The following is a 19,211-nucleotide window of genomic DNA, read 5'->3' as shown; positions in this document are numbered from 1 at the left end:
AAGACATGCTCAAAAAAGGGAGATATACATACTGTATAATACGAACCAGTTAAAATGATCAACTACCTATTAGTTTTCAAACCAAAAGGAGGAAAAAATATGAGTTTCGGCGGTTCTTGTGGTTTTGGTGGAGGTTTCGCTTTATTAGTTGTGTTATTTATTTTATTAATTATTGTTGGATGTAGCTGTTGGAGCTAAGGGTACTAATTTCTAATTAGTCTCTTCTAAATGTAAATTAAAAAAACATAGCAGATACTTTTTGTATCGAAATAAAAAAGGAGCCATTATGCTCCTTTTTTATTTATTATGCAACGTGCTCTCATTATTATATTTTGGGAATGTAATAGTTAAAGTAGTTCCTTTATTAACGATACTTCGGATTTTTAAACTGCCTCGCATCGTTTCAATAATTTTAACAGCAACCATCGTACCTAAACCAGTACCTTTCGTTTTTGTACTAAAATATGGTTCGCCAAATCGATTAATTTGCTCTTGCGACATTCCAACTCCACTATCTTGAATCCTTATTATGACCTTATTATTGCTAACAGTTGCAGAAATAATTAGATTACCGCCACATGGCATTGCTTCTATACTGTTTTTTATTAAATTTAAAAAACATTGATGGAAGTGCTGTGTATTACCAATAATTGTTCCCTCTGAGAACTCTTTTGTAATATTAATAGTATTCATGTTACAAAAAGGCAACATCATATTAATAACTCGATTTAACTCGTGCTCCACTGAAATATGATCTAGTTTTTCTGAAGCCGGTTTGGCAAAAGTTAAGTAATCATCAATAATTGCTTGTGCACGATTTAACTCTTCAAGAATATGTTCAATATACTCATCTTTGGATTGTTGAGTTATATTGGGTGTTTTTAAAAGTTGTGTAAATCCTTTTACAACAGTCAATGGATTCCTTACTTCATGTGAAATACTTGCAGCGAGTTGGCTGACAATCTCCATTTTTTCAACTTTTATTAATTTTGATCGCATAAATATTGCATCTTTTAAAACCTCATTAAAATAGACCATAAATAATATTAAAATAGTTGGTAATAGAATGAAATAAATAATGTACAAATTATTCACTTCAAAATCTGATAGAGTTAAAACAATTACTGTTGTAAATATTGCAAGGAAAAAAGTTAAAAACATAGATGAAGTTACTTTTATTTTCCTATTGTATGTATTAAATTTTGAGGATGCGAATGCTGTAATTATTAACATCGTTCCATACACAATGATTGTTAACAGGCTAAAACCATAAAACATAAAACGTATTATTAATAAAATCATGAGTAATGCAATACCGACTGGAAATCCACCATAAAGTGTACCAATTAAAAAGGGGATTTGTCTTAAATCGTGAATATAATTTTCATCCATATAGATAGGGTACCGCATACATAAAATTAGTGGGATACTCGTACAAAGAATGATAAGTAGTTTCTTATATTTCTTCCCGAAGTACCCACTATCATAAATAAAATAAAAAACAAATATACTGCTTAAAATATAAAGAAGATTATTTAAAACATTTTGATTAATGTAAACAAAGTTCATAATACATGCCCCGTTATCCTGAATTTCAATCCCATATGTATTATACATTATAAAAGTACAAGTTTTACATGTACTTTTACAATGTATGTAGTTTTTATAGATTTTCAGTGTTATAGGCTTTTAACCATGCATTATTAAACTCTTTCATTGACGCATAGCGCTCACTACGATTTTCATTTACAGCACGGTATGCTACTTCATATAAGCCTTCACTAGCTTCCCATTTCATAAAGGAACGATCTTGCCCGCCACCTAAAAGTGCAAAAGCCATAGCCCCCATATTAAATACATTTGTTTTTCCGTCTATTATAGAGTTAAGTTGAAACTCTTCAGGTGACATAAAACGAGATGATCCCCACATTCGTCCCATCTTATTTACATACGGTTTGTTACTGTATAAATCAATATCACAAATTTTTGTTTCATTAGTTTTAAAGTTGTACAAAATACTACCGTCATAAAAATCAATAGCTACATAGTGTTTGTGTTCAACGTAAATATGGAAATTAAAAATAGAATTTAATGAAATCAGTCTGTCTTTAACGGATAATTTCTTATATTTATAAAATGGTGAGTTAGGATCATTGTATTTTGCTGGGGGTGGGAAACTCCAGTGTGAGTGAAGACATTCACCGTCAAACCAATCGAAAATTAAAACATATCCATGCTGTACAGGGTAGTGATCAATTAAATTTATAAGAGAAACGTGTTTTAATTCATTGTATATAGTAACTGAGCTTTTTAATCTTTGTATAGCTTCATTTGTAGAAGCATTATATGCGAGTGTTTGTGCCCCTGCATATTTTATAAAGTTCTTTTTCCCATTCTTTTCAACACCAAAACTTATATTACCGGAATCTTGTTGGTCAAAAACCGCAAATACTGTACCTAGTTTTGTAAGCCAATCAAAATTATGATGTTTTTTTAGTTGGAATGTTATAGTATCTAACTGAATTTTAACTGGAATATCTTTCATAATTCACCTCAAATTTAATATAATTAAGTTGTCCATTACAGTATTCGACATATTTTGTGAAATCCCTATATTTATAAACTTAAATTTTATAAATATAATAATATATAGTTATAAGGAGGAAAGCAAATGGATGGAAAAATCATAATTAAACCGTACCAACAATATTGGCATACAGAGTTTTTAAATGAAAAAAATAAAATTGTGCCTTTACTCCATGAAGAAATTATTGCTATTGAACATATAGGAAGCACAGCCGTAGAAGGGTTAGGGGCTAAACCTCTTATTGATATGATGATCGGCGTAACAAATTTACAAATTACCGAAAATTGGAGGGAAGCCCTAGAAGAAATTGGCTATGAATATGTTCCTAAAAAAACACCTAATTGGCGTTTTTTTAGAAAAGGTAAATGGAGAGCTGGTACCCACCATTTACATGTTTATATTTATAATAACGAGGAATGGAGGAACAACCTTTTATTTCGAGACTTTCTAATAAATCATGAGTGGGCACGTGAAGAATATAGAGTATTAAAAGAGATGCTTGCTGCTGCATATCCTTTTGATCGTGTTTCATATACAAATGCAAAAGCACCGTTTATTTGCAACATATTAGAATTGGCCAAAAAGGAGATAAATAAAATATAAGTAGTTTGCAGATTCTCATTTTATTTTAATCTTTCTCTCATGTTATTCTCTCTTTTACTTGATACACTGCTGATTATAGAGCTTTTGAGTCAAAAGGAGATTATATAAAATGGAGAAAATACTTAGAAATAAATGTTTCCATATATATGTTAAAATAATCGGTATTACTATTATTGTTTGTAGTGTAGAATTGCTATTTATTAATGTTTTGTACGGGAATGTATTAAATGTACAATGGCTAAATAAGAAATTAGGTTCTTTAGGTGAATACGGGGTAATTATAGCTGCATCATTATGGTTCTTACGTCATATATGGTTATTTTTAAAGAAGAAACATATTCACAGATTTAAAATAATTAAAGAGCTATATCTTTTTATAAAACATTTTCACGTATTAATTGGATACGCTGTAATAGCTGTTGCGACTACTCACGGTGTTTACTTTTTAATAAAAGGAAGTCGGCATATTATGCTAGTATACAGTGGTATATTTTCTCTTTTAACCTTAATAGCATTAGGGATTGCGGGATTTGTTTTACAACAAACTAATAAGAAAACGAAATTGATAATGTATCGAAAAACACATCAAATCGTTGCAATTATATTCGGAATAGAATTACTTATTCATTTAATCGTATAGGAGGAAGTATCGTTGCAACATATACTAATTATTGAGGATGAGGAAAGCTTAGCAGATTTTTTAGAATTAGAATTAAAGTATGAAGGATATATAGTAGATATACAACTTGATGGAAGAAAGGGATTAGAAGCAGCACTTGAAAAGAATTACGATCTCATATTACTTGATTTAATGTTACCAGGATTAAACGGACTGGAAGTATGTCGTCGACTAAGAGCAACTAAAAGTACACCTATTATTATGTTGACTGCTCGTGATAGTATTATGGACCGTGTGACAGGGTTAGATAGTGGAGCTGATGATTATCTTCCAAAACCGTTTGCAATTGAAGAACTTTTAGCACGTATGAGAGTGATTTTTAGGAGAGAAGAAAATACAGAGCAAAAGCACGCATCATTTCTTTCGTTTAAAGATCTACAGCTTCAGATTGAATCTCGAACTATAACTAAAGGAAATGAAGAAATTGAACTTACAAATAAAGAATTCGAGCTACTGCTTATGTTTATGAAAAATATTAATCGAGTTCTTACCCGTGATATTTTACTGGACCAAGTATGGGGATATGATGCAATGGTTGAGACAAATATAGTCGATGTGTATGTTCGTTATTTACGTAATAAGTTACATAGTGTGGATAAGGAGGAGTATATCCAAACAGTTCGCGGTGCTGGATATATAATGAAATGATAAAAAACATTGTGCACCGAATTCGAAATTTACCTATAAAGTGGAAATTAACACTTTGGTCCACTACACTAGTATTCATTTTGTTTATTTTGTATAGCACGTTACAATTCATTGTAATTAATAAGTGGACTATAGATTATGAACAGAAACAAATAAACAGACAATTGACAGAAATAGCGGCATATTTTCAAGATAAAAACGAAACGCTCTCGAGCAAAACTTTTGAAAATAGTAAAGAATTTCTAAATAATATGATTGATAAACATCAAATGATTCGTATTATCGGAAATGATGGAAAGCCCATTGTTACTGTTTCTCGAGATTTTAATGAAGCTTGGATAAAACCAAAACAGGTTACCCAAGATGAATCCTTAATAAAAAGACATATAGAAGATCGAATATTAGTTGAGCGCATACCAATTCAAACAAAAAAATTCACGGGAACTATTGAACTTACGAAAAACTTAGAGACATTTGATCATTTATTAAAAATTATCTTAGTGGTAATGGTCTTTGCAGGGATATGTGGATTAGTGTTTAGTTTTTTAGGCGGAATACTTATAACGAAAAAGCTTTTATCAAGTGTTCAAAACATAACGGATACGATGAAGCGTATTAAGAAAAACGGACTAAATGAAAGAGTTCCAGTACGAGAAAATAATGATGAACTCGCAAAATTATCGATTCTTTTTAATGAAATGATGGATGAAGTGGAAACTTCTTTTACACAGCAAAAACAGTTTGTAGAAGACGCATCGCATGAATTAAGAACACCATTAACAATTATTCAAGGGCACTTATCAATGCTGAATCGATGGGGGAAAAATGATCCAGCTATATTGGATAAATCTCTTCAATCCAGTTTAAAAGAAGTAGATCGATTAAATAAATTAGTTTCAGAATTACTAGAGCTATCAAGGGCTGAATCAGAACAGATACATCCAATAGCAGCTGAACGAGTCCATGTTAATAGCGTATTAAAACAAGTTACACAAAACTTTGCAGTACTGCAAACTGACTTTCAATTTGATATGAAATTGGATGCAGATGAAGCGTATGTTTCAATACCATCATCTTACTTAGAACAAATAATTATTATTGTAATGGATAATGCAGTGAAATATACAAAAGGAGCTAATAAGTATATTTGCATTGAATCAAGTATGCGGTCAGGAAAAATTAAAATCCGCATAATAGATCATGGAACAGGAATACCTGAAGCTGATTTACCATTTGTTCTTAACCGTTTTTATAGAGTTGATAAAGCGAGAAGCCGAAAACAAGGTGGAAATGGGCTAGGTTTATCAATTGCAAAAAGGCTTGTAGAAAAATATAACGGAGCTATTCAATTAGAGAGTAAAGAAAACGAAGGAACAATTGTTACAATTACATTTCCGGATACTACACATGAATAGTTAAAGGTAAAAAATTCTTTTTGAAAATACTCTTTAAAAGGAGGAATACATTTTGTATTTCCTCCTTTTTTGATGCTTAGTAATCAAATTATTTTATTTATTTCGATATTTAAAGTAAATTGAAAGGATTAAGGGGGAATAATTAATGAAAGCTATTGTACATCAACATAAAAAAGGATTAGAAGGTTTAGAATATAAATTATCACCTGAGATAACTCCTAACATTGGAGAGGTTAAAGTGAAATTAAAAGCAGCAGGTTTAAATCATCGTGATTTATTTATAATGAATAATAGAAAAGAAATGGAACTACCATTAGTTTTAGGGTCAGATGGTTCAGGTATTGTTATAGAACTAGGAGAAGGAGTTTCAAATATTTCACTACATACCGAGGTTATTATTAACCCTAGTATTGGATGGAATAATACTCATGAAATACCAGAGTTACCTGAAGTACTAGGTGGACCAACAGATGGAACATTTGCTGAATATGTTATTGTACCAGCAGAAAATGTAGTGGAAAAGCCATCATATCTTACGTGGGAAGAATCTGGTGTTTTATCTTTATCGGCATTAACTGCATATAGAGCGCTTTTTACAAAAGGTAGATTAAAACCTGAAGAACATGTCCTAATTCCGGGAATCGGCGGTGGTGTAGCTACTTATGCTATGTTATTTGCTAAAGCAATTGGAGCAAAGGTGAGTGTTACTTCAAGGATAGAGGGAAAAAGAAAGGCTGCTGAAAAATATGGTGCAGACTTTTCTTTTAATAGTTCTGGTAATTGGGAAGAGTGCCTACATGGAGAAAAAGTGGATTTAATTATAGATAGTATAGGTCCGGCGACTTTCTTAAAATATTTTGATATATTAAAACCAAATGGAAGAATCGTTAACTTTGGTGCAAGTTCAGGAGATAAAATCGAATTACCGTTACGAGCATTATTTTATAATCAAATTGATATTATGGGAACATCAATGGGAAGCCGTGAAGAATTTAATGAGATGGTTCATTTTATAGAGAAACATAATATTAAACCAATTATTGATAAAGTATATCCATTAGAAGAAGCAATCCAAGCTTTAAATCGAATGCAGCAAGGAGAACAATTCGGTAATATTGCCCTTCGTATGGAATAAGAATATGATTTCGTAACTAATATATTTAAATGAATATGTTATGTATTATATTCATGCATAGAGTGTTCACCATACTATTTAAAATGGTTTACAACCTTTATACATATTTAGCTCGTGTAAATAGTTACGCCATTGTCAAATGAATAGTAGCAAAATGAGAATTAGATGAGAAAAGTTTAAGTCCATTTTCATATTGATGTTGTATACTGTGTAAATCAAGAACACTTGTATCTTTATTTAAAGTACAATGAGTAATAATAAGGAGAGAGTAATATGAATTACACAGTATTTCAATGGATTAATAACTTTGCTGGATCATCCAAGCTATTAGATACGCTAATGATCGCTATTACAAATAGTGCTGCATATGTAGCAATACTATTTATGCTTATCCTATGGTTCAATAATGGAAAGAAAGAGAATGCAATTAGAAAACAATATACAGTGTTATATACGACACTTTCAGTTAGTATTGCATTATTAGTAAATGTTCTTATACATGCGGTATATTACCATCCGCGTCCTTTTATAACACATCATGTAAATCAATTAGTACCGCATGCAGCAGATTCATCATTTGTAAGTGATCATTCTGTACTCGTATTTTCGATTGCCTTCGTATTTATTCTAAGAGGAGAAAAACTTAAATATATCGCGTTAATATGGGCAATATTAGTCGGTGTATCACGCATGTACGTAGGCGTTCATTATCCTCTAGATATACTTGGTGCTGCGTTCTTAACATTTATTACAAGTGGATTAGTGATGCAAAGCGCACGTATATTTGAACCGTTAGCAAGTTTTATTTTCAAAATGTATTCACTAGTAGCAAAACGAGTTCCTTTTTTAGCGAAATATAACCACATAGCGTAAACTTAAGAACCTACCAAAAAGTAGGTTCTTTTTATTTGAAGATTCGAAAAATTTCACTCACCGTATTTAATATTTAAAAACATAAACGATCAGAAACAAATAGCAACTTAGATTGTTTTCTTATCGTTTTAGAGGAATTCACTGAAAAAACTACGAAAAATATAGTATCTAAAATAAAAAAGTGCATCTTCGCATTAATGCATTGTAAAGGAAAGGAGATTAGTATGCATAAACTTCAAACGAATAAAGGCGCTCGATATATGATGATTGCTTTTATTGTTTTGTTTCTTACTATGCTTTTACGTATATTTTATATTCAAGCAGTAGGAGTCGTGCATAATGTTAATGTAAAGGATCTTGCGAAGGAACAACAAAACAAAAATGGAGTTTTAGAGGCAAATCGCGGGACAATTTATGATCAAAACGGTAAAGTATTAGTCCAAGACTCAACGACATATCGCATCGTTGTAAACCTAAAAGGAAAAGATAAATTAAAAGATAAAGAAGATACCGCACAACGTTTAGCAGATGCGCTTGAAGTTGATAAAGAGGAGATCATGAAAAATTTTCACGAAGGACGTACGCAAGTTGAAATTGGTAAAATTGGACGTAACTTATCTAGAGAAGCGAAGGAAGAGATTAATAATTTGAAAATACCAGGTGTATCTTTCACAACAGAAAAAGCCAGAGTATACCCAAATGAAGATTTCGCCTCGTATATACTTGGTTTTGCAAGACCAGACGATAAAGGTAATGCGGTGGGGAAGTTTGGGCTTGAAGAAAGTTTGGATAAATATTTGCGCTCTACAAATGGTAATGTTTCATATGTAGGTTCAAGAAAAGGAATCCCACTTACAAATGATATAGGAAAAGTAGAACCTGCTAAAAATGGAAATAACGTATACCTTACGCTTGATAAACAAATTAATAGTTTTTTAGAAGACGCGATGAATAAAGCGGCGCAACACTATGACCCTTCTATGTTAGTAGGAATTATTGCAGATCCAAAAACAGGTAAGATTTTAGCAATGTCTAGTAAGCCTAGTTATAATCCTAACAAGGGAGACATTGAATATTTTTTAAACGATCCAATTGCGAATGCATTCGAACCAGGGTCTACAATGAAAGTTTTTACATTAGCTTCTGCAATTAATGAAGGTGTATATAACGGGAAAGAATATTTCCAATCAGGAAAATACGCAGTTGGTTCAGCAGAGATTAAAGATCATAATAGCGGCTATGGATGGGGCTCAATTACATTTGATGAAGGGTTTGAACGGTCATCGAACGTTGCTTTTTCTATTTTAGAAGACCAGTTACTGAAACCAAATAAATTCAAGCAATATATGAATAAATTTGGTTTCAATCAAAAAACAGGGATAGATTTACCTGGAGAAAGTAAAAATACATTATTGTTAAATACTCAAATTCAACAAGTTACTACTTCTTTCGGCCAAGGCTCAACTGTAACTCCTATTCAAATCGTACAAGCGGCCACAGCTATAGCAAATGACGGGAAAATGATGCAACCTTATATTGTTGATAAGGTTGTAAATCCAACAAATAAACAAGTTATTATGGAAAATCAACCTAAAGAAATAGGGAATCCGATTAAAAAAGAAACTGCAGAAGAGGTAAGGAACTTAATGGAGCGAGTTATTACTTCATCAAAAGGAACGGGAACGATGTATAAAATTGATGGCTATCCGATTGGTGGTAAAACAGGGACAGCGCAAATTCCGAATCCTGAAAATGGACGATATATGGAAGGGAAAGATAATTATATTTTTTCATTCTTAGGAATGGCTCCAATTGATGATCCACAATTAGTCGTATATTTAGCCATTAAGCAACCTAAATTAAAGGGGAATGAATACGGTGCTCAGCCTCTTGCTGAAATTTTTAAACCAGTTATGAAAAATAGTCTAGAATATTTAAAAGTGAAACCATATACAGAAAAGCAAATGGTAGATGCAACAAAGCAATCTGAAATAAAAGTACAAAATTATGTAAATCAAACAATGGATACTGTAAAAAATATTGCAGAAAAAGAGAAACTTCAGCCGGTATTATTAGGAGAAGGAAAGATAATAAAACAATATCCACAGACTAGCGAAGTAATGAGTGAAGGAGATCGCATACTTCTAGTAGGAAGTAATGTGAAAATGCCTAACCTAAAAGGTTGGTCAATGCGTGATGTTATGTATTTCTCCAAGCTATTAAAATTAGATTTAAAAACTTCAGGTATGGGCTATGTAACGAGTCAAAGTATTGAAAAAGGACAAGATTTACAAGAGGGTGACACTTTAGAACTAGAATTAGAACCACCGCTACAACCGTTAGTAGAGGCAAACACGAATTAATTTGGAAATTTTGAAGGGCCTATATATAATTGGCTCTTTTTTTTTAGAGATTCAACTAATTTCACGCACCGTAATTTTTAGAAAAAATAATAAATAAGACTATTAACATTGGCATAGCTTGAAATATCTGATTATTTATTATTTACAGTTAAATAGTTATGTGATAATATGGAAAAACCAAATGCAGTGAAGAGAAGAGTAGATAAAATGAATTTTTCACAGAGAGCTCCATTTAGCTGAAAAGGAGCAAAAATTCTTTATTGAATCAAGCCTCTGAGCAGCACATCGGAACCTTTTAAAAGTGGATGGTGTGACGGGAGCTCCCGTTATAGAGCTAAGGTATAAGCATGAAAATAGTGCAGTACCTGATAAGGTTAATATGGCGACATATTAACAAACTAGGGTGGCACCGCGATGATAAATCTCGTCCCTAAGACTAAAAGTCTTGGGGGTGGGATTTTTTTGTTTTTTTAAAACAATTTAGAAAGTGGGTGCCTAAAGTGAAAAAATTACTTAAAGATTGGAAATATCCTTTATTACTATTGTCCGGAGTTGGTATTGCGAATTTAGGTGCATGGATTTATTTAATCGCACTGAATGTACTTGTCTATAATATGGGTGGCTCAGCCTTAGCTGTCGCTACTTTATATGTGATAAAACCATTAGCCACTTTATTTACAAACGCTTGGTCAGGAAGTATGATAGATCGTTTAAATAAACGAAAGTTAATGATTCACCTCGATATATATCGAGTAGTATTTATCGCTATTTTACCCTTGGTTCCATCCCTTTGGATTGTCTATCTCTTAGTATTTTTTATAAGTATGGCCAGTGCGATTTATGAACCAACTGCTATGACATATATGACGAAATTGATTCCAGTAGAGCAAAGACAACGTTTCAACTCACTACGTAGTTTAATAGGATCTGGTGCATTTTTAATTGGTCCAGCAGTAGCGGGGATATTATTAATAACTGGTACACCAGAGTTTGCTATATATATGAATGCTATAGCATTTCTGTTATCAGGGTTCATTACATTACTTTTACCTAATCTTGATAAAAAAGACGATTCTAATACATCCAATGATAAATTTTCACTAACTGTATTAAAGAAAGATTGGAACATAGTTTTAAATTTTAGTAAAAAATCTATGTATATTGTTTGTGTTTACTTCTTATTTCAAGGGATGATGGTTTTAGCTACCGCTATAGATTCACTTGAACTATCGTTTGCGAAAGAAGTTTTATTGTTAACAGATAGTGAGTATGGCTTCCTAGTTAGTATCGCTGGAGCGGGTTTTATTTTAGGAGCCATAACAAATACAATTTTATCAAAAAAATTAGCACCTTCATTTCTAATTGGGATAGGATCATTATTCATTGCAATCGGATATTTGATTTATGCTTTTTCAAGTGAGTTTTTAATAGCTGCTATCGGATTCTTTATTCTATCTTTCTCTATGGCATATGCAAATACAGGATTTTACACATTTTATCAAAATAACGTTCCGGTTCATATGATGGGACGAATCGGGAGTATATACGGGCTCATTATAGCTGTTTTAACAATTTTTATAACGATTCTGTTCGGCGTTGCAACTCAATTCACTTCTATGCAACTTGTGGTCATTGTAGGAGTACTGGTAATGCTACTTATTACTATCATATTGTGCGTGTTTACCTTATTACCATCGCAGTCTAAGATATATTCCGCTGAATCAATAAAATCGAAATAATTACCTTGATTTTTATTTGAAACTAAAGGGTGGGTGAATAGGAGGTTTCTTTACCCTATATATGGAAAAATAATAAGGGGAAAGAACAATACCAATAAACAAGGGTGGTTATTATGATAAAAACAAAAGATCAAATAGAGAAAATTGTAAAAGAAATACATCAGAATATAGATTTTTCTGGGGTAGTCTTAATAAAAAAAGATGATGATATTATCTATGAAAATTCATTTGGATATGCTAACCGAAGTGAATGTATAAACAATACACTACAAACAAGATTTGGAATTGCCTCAGGATGCAAATTATTTACTGCTATCATAAAGGGGCAGGCCCTGAAAAACTAATGGTAGAAATAGAAGTAGCTTTTTAATTACATGGATATAAAAATTAGTGCATATAAAAAAGAAGACGAAATAGGCTAGGTACGTTGCCGTGCGTTATCTTTTTTAGATACAGCATATTATGACAATGTACTTAGAGCGAAAGAAAAATATGAAAATCCCGCAATTGAACTAGTAGCTATATATGAAGACCAAGTAGTAGGAGACGTATGAGTAAAAAGTACGTCTTTTTACTTTTATGAATTATGCTTAAGGCTGATGGGAGATCACATTCCATATTATACAAATTAAAGTAGCTATCGTATTTCAAGTATGATATGAACAGAGACGAATATAATTTTCAAAGGTAAACAAGTATATAGGAGGACTCTAAATGGATATTCTATTTGTTATTCTACTTGTTATTCTTATAATTGTATTAATTCAAGGTAAGGAATACAAAGTGAATATTAATCGTATTTGGCTCATTCCGGCTTTGCTGTGCTTTGTAACAATCCAGTCCATTATTCATATGGGACAATTAAATATATTGCAAGGACTTCTCTTCGTTGCAATGCTTGGAATTGGATTGGGTCTTGGAGTTATTAGGGGAAAAGCTTTAACATTTCGATTAGATAGTGAAACAGGTCATGTATTACGAAAAGGAAATTGGTTAAGTACAATTATTCTCCTTGTTATTTTAGGTGCGAAAATCGTGATTAAGCAAAGTATGTTTCCTGGCAGTACTCACCACACATTAATGGTTGTAACGAATGCCTTTTTATGTATCACATTAGGTACCGTAATTAGTAGACGCTATTATATTTGGAAAAAATATAATGAATTAACACAAAAAGCGTAAATACATTCGTCCCTTGTTTAACAACGCTGTGAACGGTAATACTAAATAATATTGAACTTTTACAACAAGGGATGATAATATGATATTCATTTACACAGATTTCGGTGGAACGCATTCAACTGCACTCGCTGCAGCTTATCATTTAAATAAATTACCAACAGATCGTAAGTTAACGAAAGAAGAAATATTAAATGTAGATTACTTTAATAAATTGAAAACAGAGGATATGGGAAAGATTATTTTTCATGGACAAGATGAATATGGGAATCCTGTATATACAATTGGGTGCGGGGCATCCAAAGTCGTTGTACCTGCGATGAAGCATTTAGGAGAGATTCTGCAAAAACATTATCACAGCCATGAAAAGATTATTTTTTCTAATACATCACCAACAGTTCCTTTACCAATGACTTTCGGTGGCCTGTTTTCTAGAAGGTTCCACATCGACTTTATCGGCGTACCATTACTCGTATGGGGAGCAAAACTTAGCTGTGATAACATACAAAGGCTTGTTAATTATACGAAAGAAGCTGGCCGATTGACGAATGATTATGTTGTAATTTTAGATAACGAAACATTTAAGTAATGTTAAAAGAAGACCGGAAAATTTTGTGGTTTTCTTTTTTTTTGACAAATAGACAAAAAACATTCACATTTATTATACATCTTCTATAGCCAAAATATTAAAGTCCTGTTACTATTACAGGGGATATTCTCTTTTCGTAAGATAAATATATAGAAAAGTCAGAAAAGAGGAACAGAATAAGGGAGGAACAACATGAAGCGTGTTGCTTGGTTTACTGATAGTACAACTGCGAGTTTTACAACAGATGGTGATAACTTTGTTATCCCAATTGAAGTTATTATTGATGGAGTGTCTTATAAGGATTGTGAAGAAGGAGTTCATAAACGTCTTTATGAAGCGTTAAATGATGGAAGAACAGTTACTACTTCGCAACCTAACATAGGGGAAATGGTAGAATTATTTACTAAATGCAAAGAAGAATATGAAGAAGGCTTTGCAGTTGCTATTAGCGGAAAAGTAAGTGGGACCTATCAAAATATGAAGCTAGCTGCTGATATGGCAGGTTTCCCTTTAACTGTATTAGATAGTGAAACGACAAGTTATCCAATGGATGAACTTTTGAGAAAAGCTAAAACGTTATACAATGATGGTATGACTTTACAAGATATACATAAAACATTAGTAGATGAAAAAAGAAGGCCTTTTTATGTATTTCCAAAAAGCTTAAAAGGTTTATATGCAAGTGGTCGAGTAAAGGGAGTTCAATTTTTACTTGGAAGTTTATTAAGTGTCAACTTAATCTTAGAAGTAAAAGGCGGAGAACTTTTACTTGAAAAGAAAGTGCGTAAAATCCAAAAATGTAGAGAATACATTAAAAATGAGCTTGAAAAAGAATTACCAAAAGTACTTCATATGTTCTATGCTAACGATAAAGATGGAGCTGAAGAATGGATTTTAGATATTAAACAAGCATTCCCTGAAATGGATTTCAAGCTTTATCCATTGCCGATTTCATTTGCTGTTCATGCAGGTGAAGGAACAATAGCAATTAGTTATTAAGAGGAAAACCCGTGAATAATTCGCGGGTTTTTTTATTATATAAAAGCTTCATTACATCATTCCCGTATCACAAATAATAATGTATAGATAAAAGGATTTTCTACTAAAAAAAAGAAGTATGTATAAACAAATATTATAATGGTAGTGATATTATGAAAATCGGAAAGTTTGGAGAAAAAAATAATATAAGTATAGATACAATTAGACATTATATGGATCTCGGACTAATTATTCCTGAAAAGAAGGGTAGCCATTATTTTTTTGATGAGTATTGTCAAAAAGATATAGAGCTTATATTAGAGTACAAATGGCTAGGTTTTAGTTTGAATGAAATTAAAGAACTTTTTCTTTATCAAAATTTAGCGAAATCTATGAATTACGAAAAAGATACTCTTTACCAATCTTTATTTAAATCGAAATACGAAATGTTTGAACAAGAAATACAAATTTTAGAGGAGAGAAGGGATAAATTAAAAGAAGTGTTAAATGATTTATCGCTAACAAATGAAACTCCGAATTCTATTATTGGGATAGATTTAAGCGTACTTCATTTACTTACATGTTCTAAGTGTAGCAAAAACCTAATTCTTCAAAATGGAATTATTAATTGCAATCAAATTACAGAGGGAAAGTTAATTTGTAACTGTGGGGAAGAATACATTATTACTTCAGGTATTCTAACAGCTGGCAATTTATTTAAAGCATATGAGCGATCTTCACTTGAAAGTTCTATTTCAGATTATATTCATGAAACTGATACTGCATATTTGGAAAATATGCATAGAGAAGGAGAATGGGCGAAAAAGAAACTAATGCAATTAGATTTAAATAACAAAATACTACTTGATATAGGATCGGGTCTTGGGTTCTTTTTGCGAAATATTTATGAAGAACTACCCGAGGATTGCTTATTTATTGCAGTTGATCGAGATTTGAATAAACTACTATTTTTAAAAGATGTATTAGAAAGAAGAAATCCGAAAAGAAACATTCTCTTTATCTGTGCTGATTTTTTAAGTATACCTATTCAGAATCAGTCTGTTGATATTGTAATTGATCACTCTGGTACGAGCAATTATAGTTTTGAGCATGAGGATTTTTTACTTCACGAATTAAATCCACTTTTTAAAACGGATTGTTATTTATTAAGTTTATTTATTTTATTTAAAAATTTTAGCATAAACAGCCAAATTAAAACTAGGTTTCGAGAAAATTTTACACTTTCAAAAGTAACGAAAGAAATCCAAAATCTACAGTTTCAATTCATTGATGAAAGAACTTCGAATTATTTGGATCGAGGCGGAAAGTACGAAGATTTCTTTGTTCAAGGAGAAGAAATTTATACATATTCATTTTTCGGAAAAAGATGGGGTTAACCCCATCTTTTTAAATTTTTCTTTTAGAAGTTTTTAATAATAGCATATTGATATTGGGTTAACCCGAGAACTTACACTGTACGTAATACAAAGTTCAGCGGGAGGGAAATGTTATGGGAAGTTTACGATTACATATAGAAAATAAAAAAAGAAACCAAGAACTAAGAAATATTTGTTTATATTCAATTGCAAAAACAGTATCAATATCCGGTAGCTCTATATATAGTTTCGCATTAGGATTATATGTTTTACAAATAACCGGATCTGCGTTAAATTTTGCGATTACGCTCATTTTAGGAACGATTCCAATGATTGTTATGAATCCATTTGCCGGTGTAATTGCTGATAAGGTTGATAAAAAGAAACTGGTTATTTGTATGGATTTACTAAGTGGATGCTTATTAATAACTGTTTATATATTAAGCAGCTATTATGGATTAAACTTATTCATCATTTATACTACTACCTTTCTTATGACGGTATTTACAACATTTTTTGGAATAGGATTAGAAGCCGCAAAACCAAATATCGTCTCTAAAGAGCGGCTTATGAGTATTAACTCTATAAGTAAAATTATCGATTCTGTATCTTTAATTCTCGGTCCTATGTTAGGTGGCATCGTTTTTGCAGTCTTTGATATTAAAATTTTTATAATTATAAACGGTATTTCATTTATTCTTTCGGGTATATCCATATTATTTATTCATTTTAAACTGTTCGAGTTCAACATAAATGAGGAATGCCCAAAAAGGAGAATTAATTTTATTAAAGATATAAAAGAGGGGTTTTCATACTTAATTGAAAAGGAAAGCTTAAAGAATACGTTTCGAATTTTAATTTCACTTAATTTCTTCTTAGGGTTTGCTGTAACTGTTCCATTGCCATACATTATTAACACAGTTCTCAATCTTAGTTCTAAGCAATTTGGTATCATTCAAGGGACTTTTCCAGTAGGGATGATAATTGGTGCAATTTTAGTAAAAAAGATAACTAATCGTTTTTCTTACTCTTATCTTTTGAAAAAGCTAAGTTCAATGTTGGCAGTTTTTATGATTATTTCAGGAATTCCAGTTCTATTCAAAAGTTTTGAAGTAAATGATTTTGTATACGTTATTACGTATTGTGTTGTTATGTTCTTTTTAGGGCTAATAATAGCGTTAATTGATATTCCTTTAATTTATTTCATGCAAAAAGAGATTCCTGATGAATATAGGGGGAGGGTACTCAGTATTGGATTAAGTATAGGTAAAATGATGCAGCCAATAGCATTGGCATTATCAGGATTAGTATTAAATTATATCCCTGCTTACACGCTTCCAATTACAGGAGGGATAGTATTTCTTATTTTGAATAAGGCTTACTCAAATAAGTTAAATTTAGAAATTCATTCAAAAGATTATAGTGTTTTGCGTAGCTAAGTGAACTTGTTAAGTAACAAAAAAGATGCTTATTTTGCAATAAAGTCCTTTAAAAAATAATAATGTTGTTTAAAAATCCTTCTTTAACTAAAGTGATAGGTGGTCGAAGTAAAGGCACTTTTTTAAATACAAAATTTATTATTTGATTTCGGCTGTGGAATTTGATTTATCTATTTTGTATTTACTAATAAATGTGTTAATGCTTGCTTTAATGGTGTAGCCTGACGTTCTAATAAGAAATTCAAATGGGTATGTGTTGATTCTAATCCTCCTTCACGAATCCCTTTTTGAATCATTACTAACATTGGAAGGTAGGCTTCAGGTACTCCAGCACCTTTTAACATTCCTTCATAAGAAGAGTCATCTACTTCTAATAAAGGAATTTCTTTTCCTAATACTTCACTTAATGTATCAACAAATTGCTGTTGTTTTAAATTTTCACCAGAAAGTTCATAAATCTTATTTTTGTGACCATCAGCTACCAAAACATTCGCTGCTGCTTCAGCTAAATCCGGACGATATACCCAACCGATTTTCCCTTCTCCTGCAGAAGTCACCCAAGGGGCACCAGCCATACAGCTTTGAATTGTACCAAGTTCATTTTCTACATACCAGTTGTTACGCAGAATCACATAAGGAATACCTGATTCAATAATTGCTACTTCACGTGCTCTATGCATGCCCGCTAGGAAAAAGTCATTTCCTTCTGCTCTTGTAACACTTGGATAAATAATTTGTTTTGCACCTGTTGCTTTGGCAGCTTCTACTGCATTTGTATGCTGACGTATAACTGTATCAAAGTCACCAAATGTTGACATGATGAATAAACGATCAACATCTTTGAATGCTGAAAACAAGGTTTTTTGATTTTCAAAATCCGTTACACGTACTTCTAAGCCTTGTTCCTTATAACTAAGTGCTTTTTCAGACTTGTCATCACGTACACCAACAATTATTTCTTCAATTGATAATCTGGTAAGTAAATACTCAACAATTTTAGAACCTAAATTTCCGCTTGCACCTGTTACTAAAACTTTCATACAATCTCCTCCGTTACATACAGCGTTATTTTTGATTTTTGTATACATTACATATGCTATTTCTTAAGAAGGATTTATGTAAGTAGGCACAATTTAATAACATAGTCATAAAAATAGTACTTAGCGAAAAAGGAGATTTTATTATGGCACGTTTTAGTTATCAAGATGAATCGGTTTCTGAAGAAACACAGCAAGAAATTTGTCCATTAATAGTTACCCAAAATGCAATTGCAGGAAGATGGAAAATCGTGATTTTGTGGCATTTAAGCAAAAATGAAATCATTAGGTTTAATGAATTATTGAGGATGTTACCTGGCATCTCAAAAGGAATCTTAACTAGACAATTAAGAGAGCTTGAAGAGGACGAGCTAGTACACAGAGAAGTTTATAAAGTTGTTCCACCAAAGGTAGAATATTCTTTAACAGAGCAGGGGGAAAAGTTTATACCTGTATTAGAAGCAATGCAAATCTGGGGTAAAGATTTACTAAATAAAAAAATAGAGATGTATGAAAAGCATAAGGGCTAATAAATTATTAATACCTTCCTATTGGCAATAGGAAGGTATTA

At 31.6% G+C, this 19,211-nt stretch carries 18 protein-coding genes, 2 pseudogenes and 1 other annotated feature; of the genes and pseudogenes, 17 read left to right on the top strand and 3 right to left on the bottom strand.

Going from position 1 to position 19,211, the window contains the following annotated elements; all coding sequences use genetic code 11:
- Nucleotides 1–99 precede the first annotated feature (99 nt).
- A complete protein-coding gene (locus QCI77_RS13405) occupies nucleotides 100–198 on the top strand; it encodes a YjcZ family sporulation protein (protein ID WP_000007808.1) in 99 nt (32 codons plus the stop codon).
- A 99-nt stretch (nucleotides 199–297) separates the two neighbouring features.
- Here QCI77_RS13405 and QCI77_RS13400 read toward each other — a convergent pair whose 3' ends face one another.
- Both QCI77_RS13400 and QCI77_RS13395 read right to left on the bottom strand, forming a co-directional pair.
- A complete protein-coding gene (locus QCI77_RS13400) occupies nucleotides 298–1,617 on the bottom strand; it encodes a sensor histidine kinase (RefSeq protein ID WP_002141985.1) in 1,320 nt (439 codons plus the stop codon).
- Nucleotides 1,618–1,663: 46 nt separating this feature from the next.
- Nucleotides 1,664–2,545 (bottom strand): protein kinase family protein, encoded by an 882-nt coding sequence (locus QCI77_RS13395; protein WP_353825029.1) that lies wholly within the window; start codon nucleotides 2,543–2,545, stop codon nucleotides 1,664–1,666.
- Between the two features lie 126 nt (nucleotides 2,546–2,671).
- Between QCI77_RS13395 and QCI77_RS13390 the strand changes: the two genes are divergently transcribed.
- From QCI77_RS13390 to QCI77_RS13320, 15 genes and pseudogenes are all read left to right on the top strand, one after another.
- Nucleotides 2,672–3,190: a GrpB family protein gene (locus QCI77_RS13390; RefSeq protein ID WP_353825028.1), complete on the top strand. Its 519-nt coding sequence runs from the start codon at nucleotides 2,672–2,674 to the stop codon at nucleotides 3,188–3,190.
- A gap of 109 nt (nucleotides 3,191–3,299) precedes the next feature.
- The gene (locus QCI77_RS13385; protein ID WP_012261021.1) at nucleotides 3,300–3,830 is read left to right on the top strand and encodes a hypothetical protein; all 531 of its coding nucleotides are present in this window, start codon (nucleotides 3,300–3,302) and stop codon (nucleotides 3,828–3,830) included.
- A gap of 12 nt (nucleotides 3,831–3,842) precedes the next feature.
- Nucleotides 3,843–4,517: a response regulator transcription factor gene (locus QCI77_RS13380; protein ID WP_002032425.1), complete on the top strand. Its 675-nt coding sequence runs from the start codon at nucleotides 3,843–3,845 to the stop codon at nucleotides 4,515–4,517.
- The gene (locus QCI77_RS13375; RefSeq protein ID WP_016101886.1) at nucleotides 4,514–5,932 is read left to right on the top strand and encodes a HAMP domain-containing histidine kinase; all 1,419 of its coding nucleotides are present in this window, start codon (nucleotides 4,514–4,516) and stop codon (nucleotides 5,930–5,932) included. The genes QCI77_RS13380 and QCI77_RS13375 overlap by 4 nt, the downstream gene beginning before the upstream one ends.
- Before the next feature lie 145 nt (nucleotides 5,933–6,077).
- Nucleotides 6,078–7,067, top strand: coding sequence for a zinc-binding dehydrogenase (locus QCI77_RS13370; RefSeq protein WP_002141979.1), 990 nt, complete (start codon nucleotides 6,078–6,080; stop codon nucleotides 7,065–7,067).
- 273 nt (nucleotides 7,068–7,340) lie between these two features.
- A complete protein-coding gene (locus QCI77_RS13365) occupies nucleotides 7,341–7,940 on the top strand; it encodes an undecaprenyl-diphosphatase (RefSeq protein WP_012261019.1) in 600 nt (199 codons plus the stop codon).
- Nucleotides 7,941–8,164: 224 nt separating this feature from the next.
- Complete coding sequence (locus tag QCI77_RS13360) at nucleotides 8,165–10,303, top strand: penicillin-binding protein (RefSeq protein WP_353825026.1); 2,139 nt, start codon at nucleotides 8,165–8,167, stop codon at nucleotides 10,301–10,303.
- 177 nt (nucleotides 10,304–10,480) lie between these two features.
- Nucleotides 10,481–10,738, top strand: a binding site (T-box leader).
- A gap of 65 nt (nucleotides 10,739–10,803) precedes the next feature.
- Nucleotides 10,804–12,042, top strand: coding sequence for an MFS transporter (locus QCI77_RS13355; protein ID WP_002189759.1), 1,239 nt, complete (start codon nucleotides 10,804–10,806; stop codon nucleotides 12,040–12,042).
- A gap of 113 nt (nucleotides 12,043–12,155) precedes the next feature.
- A pseudogene (locus QCI77_RS13350) lies at nucleotides 12,156–12,359 on the top strand (penicillin-binding protein); the annotation flags it as partial.
- Nucleotides 12,360–12,416: 57 nt separating this feature from the next.
- Nucleotides 12,417–12,587, top strand: a pseudogene (locus QCI77_RS13345) (GNAT family N-acetyltransferase); the annotation flags it as partial.
- 169 nt (nucleotides 12,588–12,756) lie between these two features.
- Nucleotides 12,757–13,224: a CcdC protein domain-containing protein gene (locus QCI77_RS13340; protein WP_002032414.1), complete on the top strand. Its 468-nt coding sequence runs from the start codon at nucleotides 12,757–12,759 to the stop codon at nucleotides 13,222–13,224.
- Between the two features lie 79 nt (nucleotides 13,225–13,303).
- On the top strand, nucleotides 13,304–13,810 hold the full coding sequence (locus QCI77_RS13335) for a DUF3189 family protein (protein WP_002013190.1): 507 nt from the start codon (nucleotides 13,304–13,306) through the stop codon (nucleotides 13,808–13,810).
- A gap of 192 nt (nucleotides 13,811–14,002) precedes the next feature.
- Nucleotides 14,003–14,809, top strand: coding sequence for a DegV family protein (locus QCI77_RS13330; RefSeq protein ID WP_002141971.1), 807 nt, complete (start codon nucleotides 14,003–14,005; stop codon nucleotides 14,807–14,809).
- 152 nt (nucleotides 14,810–14,961) lie between these two features.
- The gene (locus QCI77_RS13325) at nucleotides 14,962–16,185 is read left to right on the top strand and encodes a methyltransferase domain-containing protein (RefSeq protein ID WP_113769512.1); all 1,224 of its coding nucleotides are present in this window, start codon (nucleotides 14,962–14,964) and stop codon (nucleotides 16,183–16,185) included.
- Nucleotides 16,186–16,298: 113 nt separating this feature from the next.
- Nucleotides 16,299–17,603 carry an MFS transporter gene (locus tag QCI77_RS13320; RefSeq protein WP_113769511.1) on the top strand — a complete coding sequence of 435 codons (1,305 nt, stop codon included), beginning with the start codon at nucleotides 16,299–16,301 and terminating at the stop codon, nucleotides 17,601–17,603.
- A 170-nt stretch (nucleotides 17,604–17,773) separates the two neighbouring features.
- Here QCI77_RS13320 and QCI77_RS13315 read toward each other — a convergent pair whose 3' ends face one another.
- Nucleotides 17,774–18,643, bottom strand: a complete 870-nt coding sequence (locus QCI77_RS13315) for an SDR family oxidoreductase (RefSeq protein ID WP_113769510.1) — start codon at nucleotides 18,641–18,643, stop codon at nucleotides 17,774–17,776.
- Between the two features lie 143 nt (nucleotides 18,644–18,786).
- On the opposite strand from QCI77_RS13315, the gene QCI77_RS13310 reads away from it, so the two are divergent.
- Nucleotides 18,787–19,170, top strand: coding sequence for a winged helix-turn-helix transcriptional regulator (locus tag QCI77_RS13310; protein WP_113769509.1), 384 nt, complete (start codon nucleotides 18,787–18,789; stop codon nucleotides 19,168–19,170).
- The last annotated feature ends 41 nt before the right edge of the window (nucleotides 19,171–19,211 follow it).

The sequence above is a fragment of the Bacillus cereus group sp. MG9 genome, assembly GCF_040459995.1.
In the GTDB taxonomy this organism is placed as follows: domain Bacteria; phylum Bacillota; class Bacilli; order Bacillales; family Bacillaceae_G; genus Bacillus_A; species Bacillus_A mycoides.
Note: the sequence above shows the minus strand (reverse complement) of the source record. Positions and strands in the feature narration are given on the sequence as shown.

What these genes read in the sequence shown, in the direction of transcription:
- QCI77_RS13400 (WP_002141985.1), bottom strand. Translation starts at nt 1,617, where the DNA reads ATGTATAATACATATGGGATTGAAATTCAGGATAACGGGGCATGTATT.
- QCI77_RS13365 (WP_012261019.1), top strand. Translation starts at nt 7,341, where the DNA reads ATGAATTACACAGTATTTCAATGGATTAATAACTTTGCTGGATCATCC.
- QCI77_RS13325 (WP_113769512.1), top strand. Translation starts at nt 14,962, where the DNA reads ATGAAAATCGGAAAGTTTGGAGAAAAAAATAATATAAGTATAGATACA.
- QCI77_RS13330 (WP_002141971.1), top strand. Translation starts at nt 14,003, where the DNA reads ATGAAGCGTGTTGCTTGGTTTACTGATAGTACAACTGCGAGTTTTACA.
- QCI77_RS13390 (WP_353825028.1), top strand. Translation starts at nt 2,672, where the DNA reads ATGGATGGAAAAATCATAATTAAACCGTACCAACAATATTGGCATACA.
- QCI77_RS13340 (WP_002032414.1), top strand. Translation starts at nt 12,757, where the DNA reads ATGGATATTCTATTTGTTATTCTACTTGTTATTCTTATAATTGTATTA.
- QCI77_RS13315 (WP_113769510.1), bottom strand. Translation starts at nt 18,643, where the DNA reads ATGAAAGTTTTAGTAACAGGTGCAAGCGGAAATTTAGGTTCTAAAATT.
- QCI77_RS13320 (WP_113769511.1), top strand. Translation starts at nt 16,299, where the DNA reads ATGGGAAGTTTACGATTACATATAGAAAATAAAAAAAGAAACCAAGAA.
- QCI77_RS13310 (WP_113769509.1), top strand. Translation starts at nt 18,787, where the DNA reads ATGGCACGTTTTAGTTATCAAGATGAATCGGTTTCTGAAGAAACACAG.
- QCI77_RS13385 (WP_012261021.1), top strand. Translation starts at nt 3,300, where the DNA reads ATGGAGAAAATACTTAGAAATAAATGTTTCCATATATATGTTAAAATA.
- QCI77_RS13395 (WP_353825029.1), bottom strand. Translation starts at nt 2,545, where the DNA reads ATGAAAGATATTCCAGTTAAAATTCAGTTAGATACTATAACATTCCAA.
- QCI77_RS13360 (WP_353825026.1), top strand. Translation starts at nt 8,165, where the DNA reads ATGCATAAACTTCAAACGAATAAAGGCGCTCGATATATGATGATTGCT.
- QCI77_RS13405 (WP_000007808.1), top strand. Translation starts at nt 100, where the DNA reads ATGAGTTTCGGCGGTTCTTGTGGTTTTGGTGGAGGTTTCGCTTTATTA.
- QCI77_RS13370 (WP_002141979.1), top strand. Translation starts at nt 6,078, where the DNA reads ATGAAAGCTATTGTACATCAACATAAAAAAGGATTAGAAGGTTTAGAA.
- QCI77_RS13375 (WP_016101886.1), top strand. Translation starts at nt 4,514, where the DNA reads ATGATAAAAAACATTGTGCACCGAATTCGAAATTTACCTATAAAGTGG.
- QCI77_RS13335 (WP_002013190.1), top strand. Translation starts at nt 13,304, where the DNA reads ATGATATTCATTTACACAGATTTCGGTGGAACGCATTCAACTGCACTC.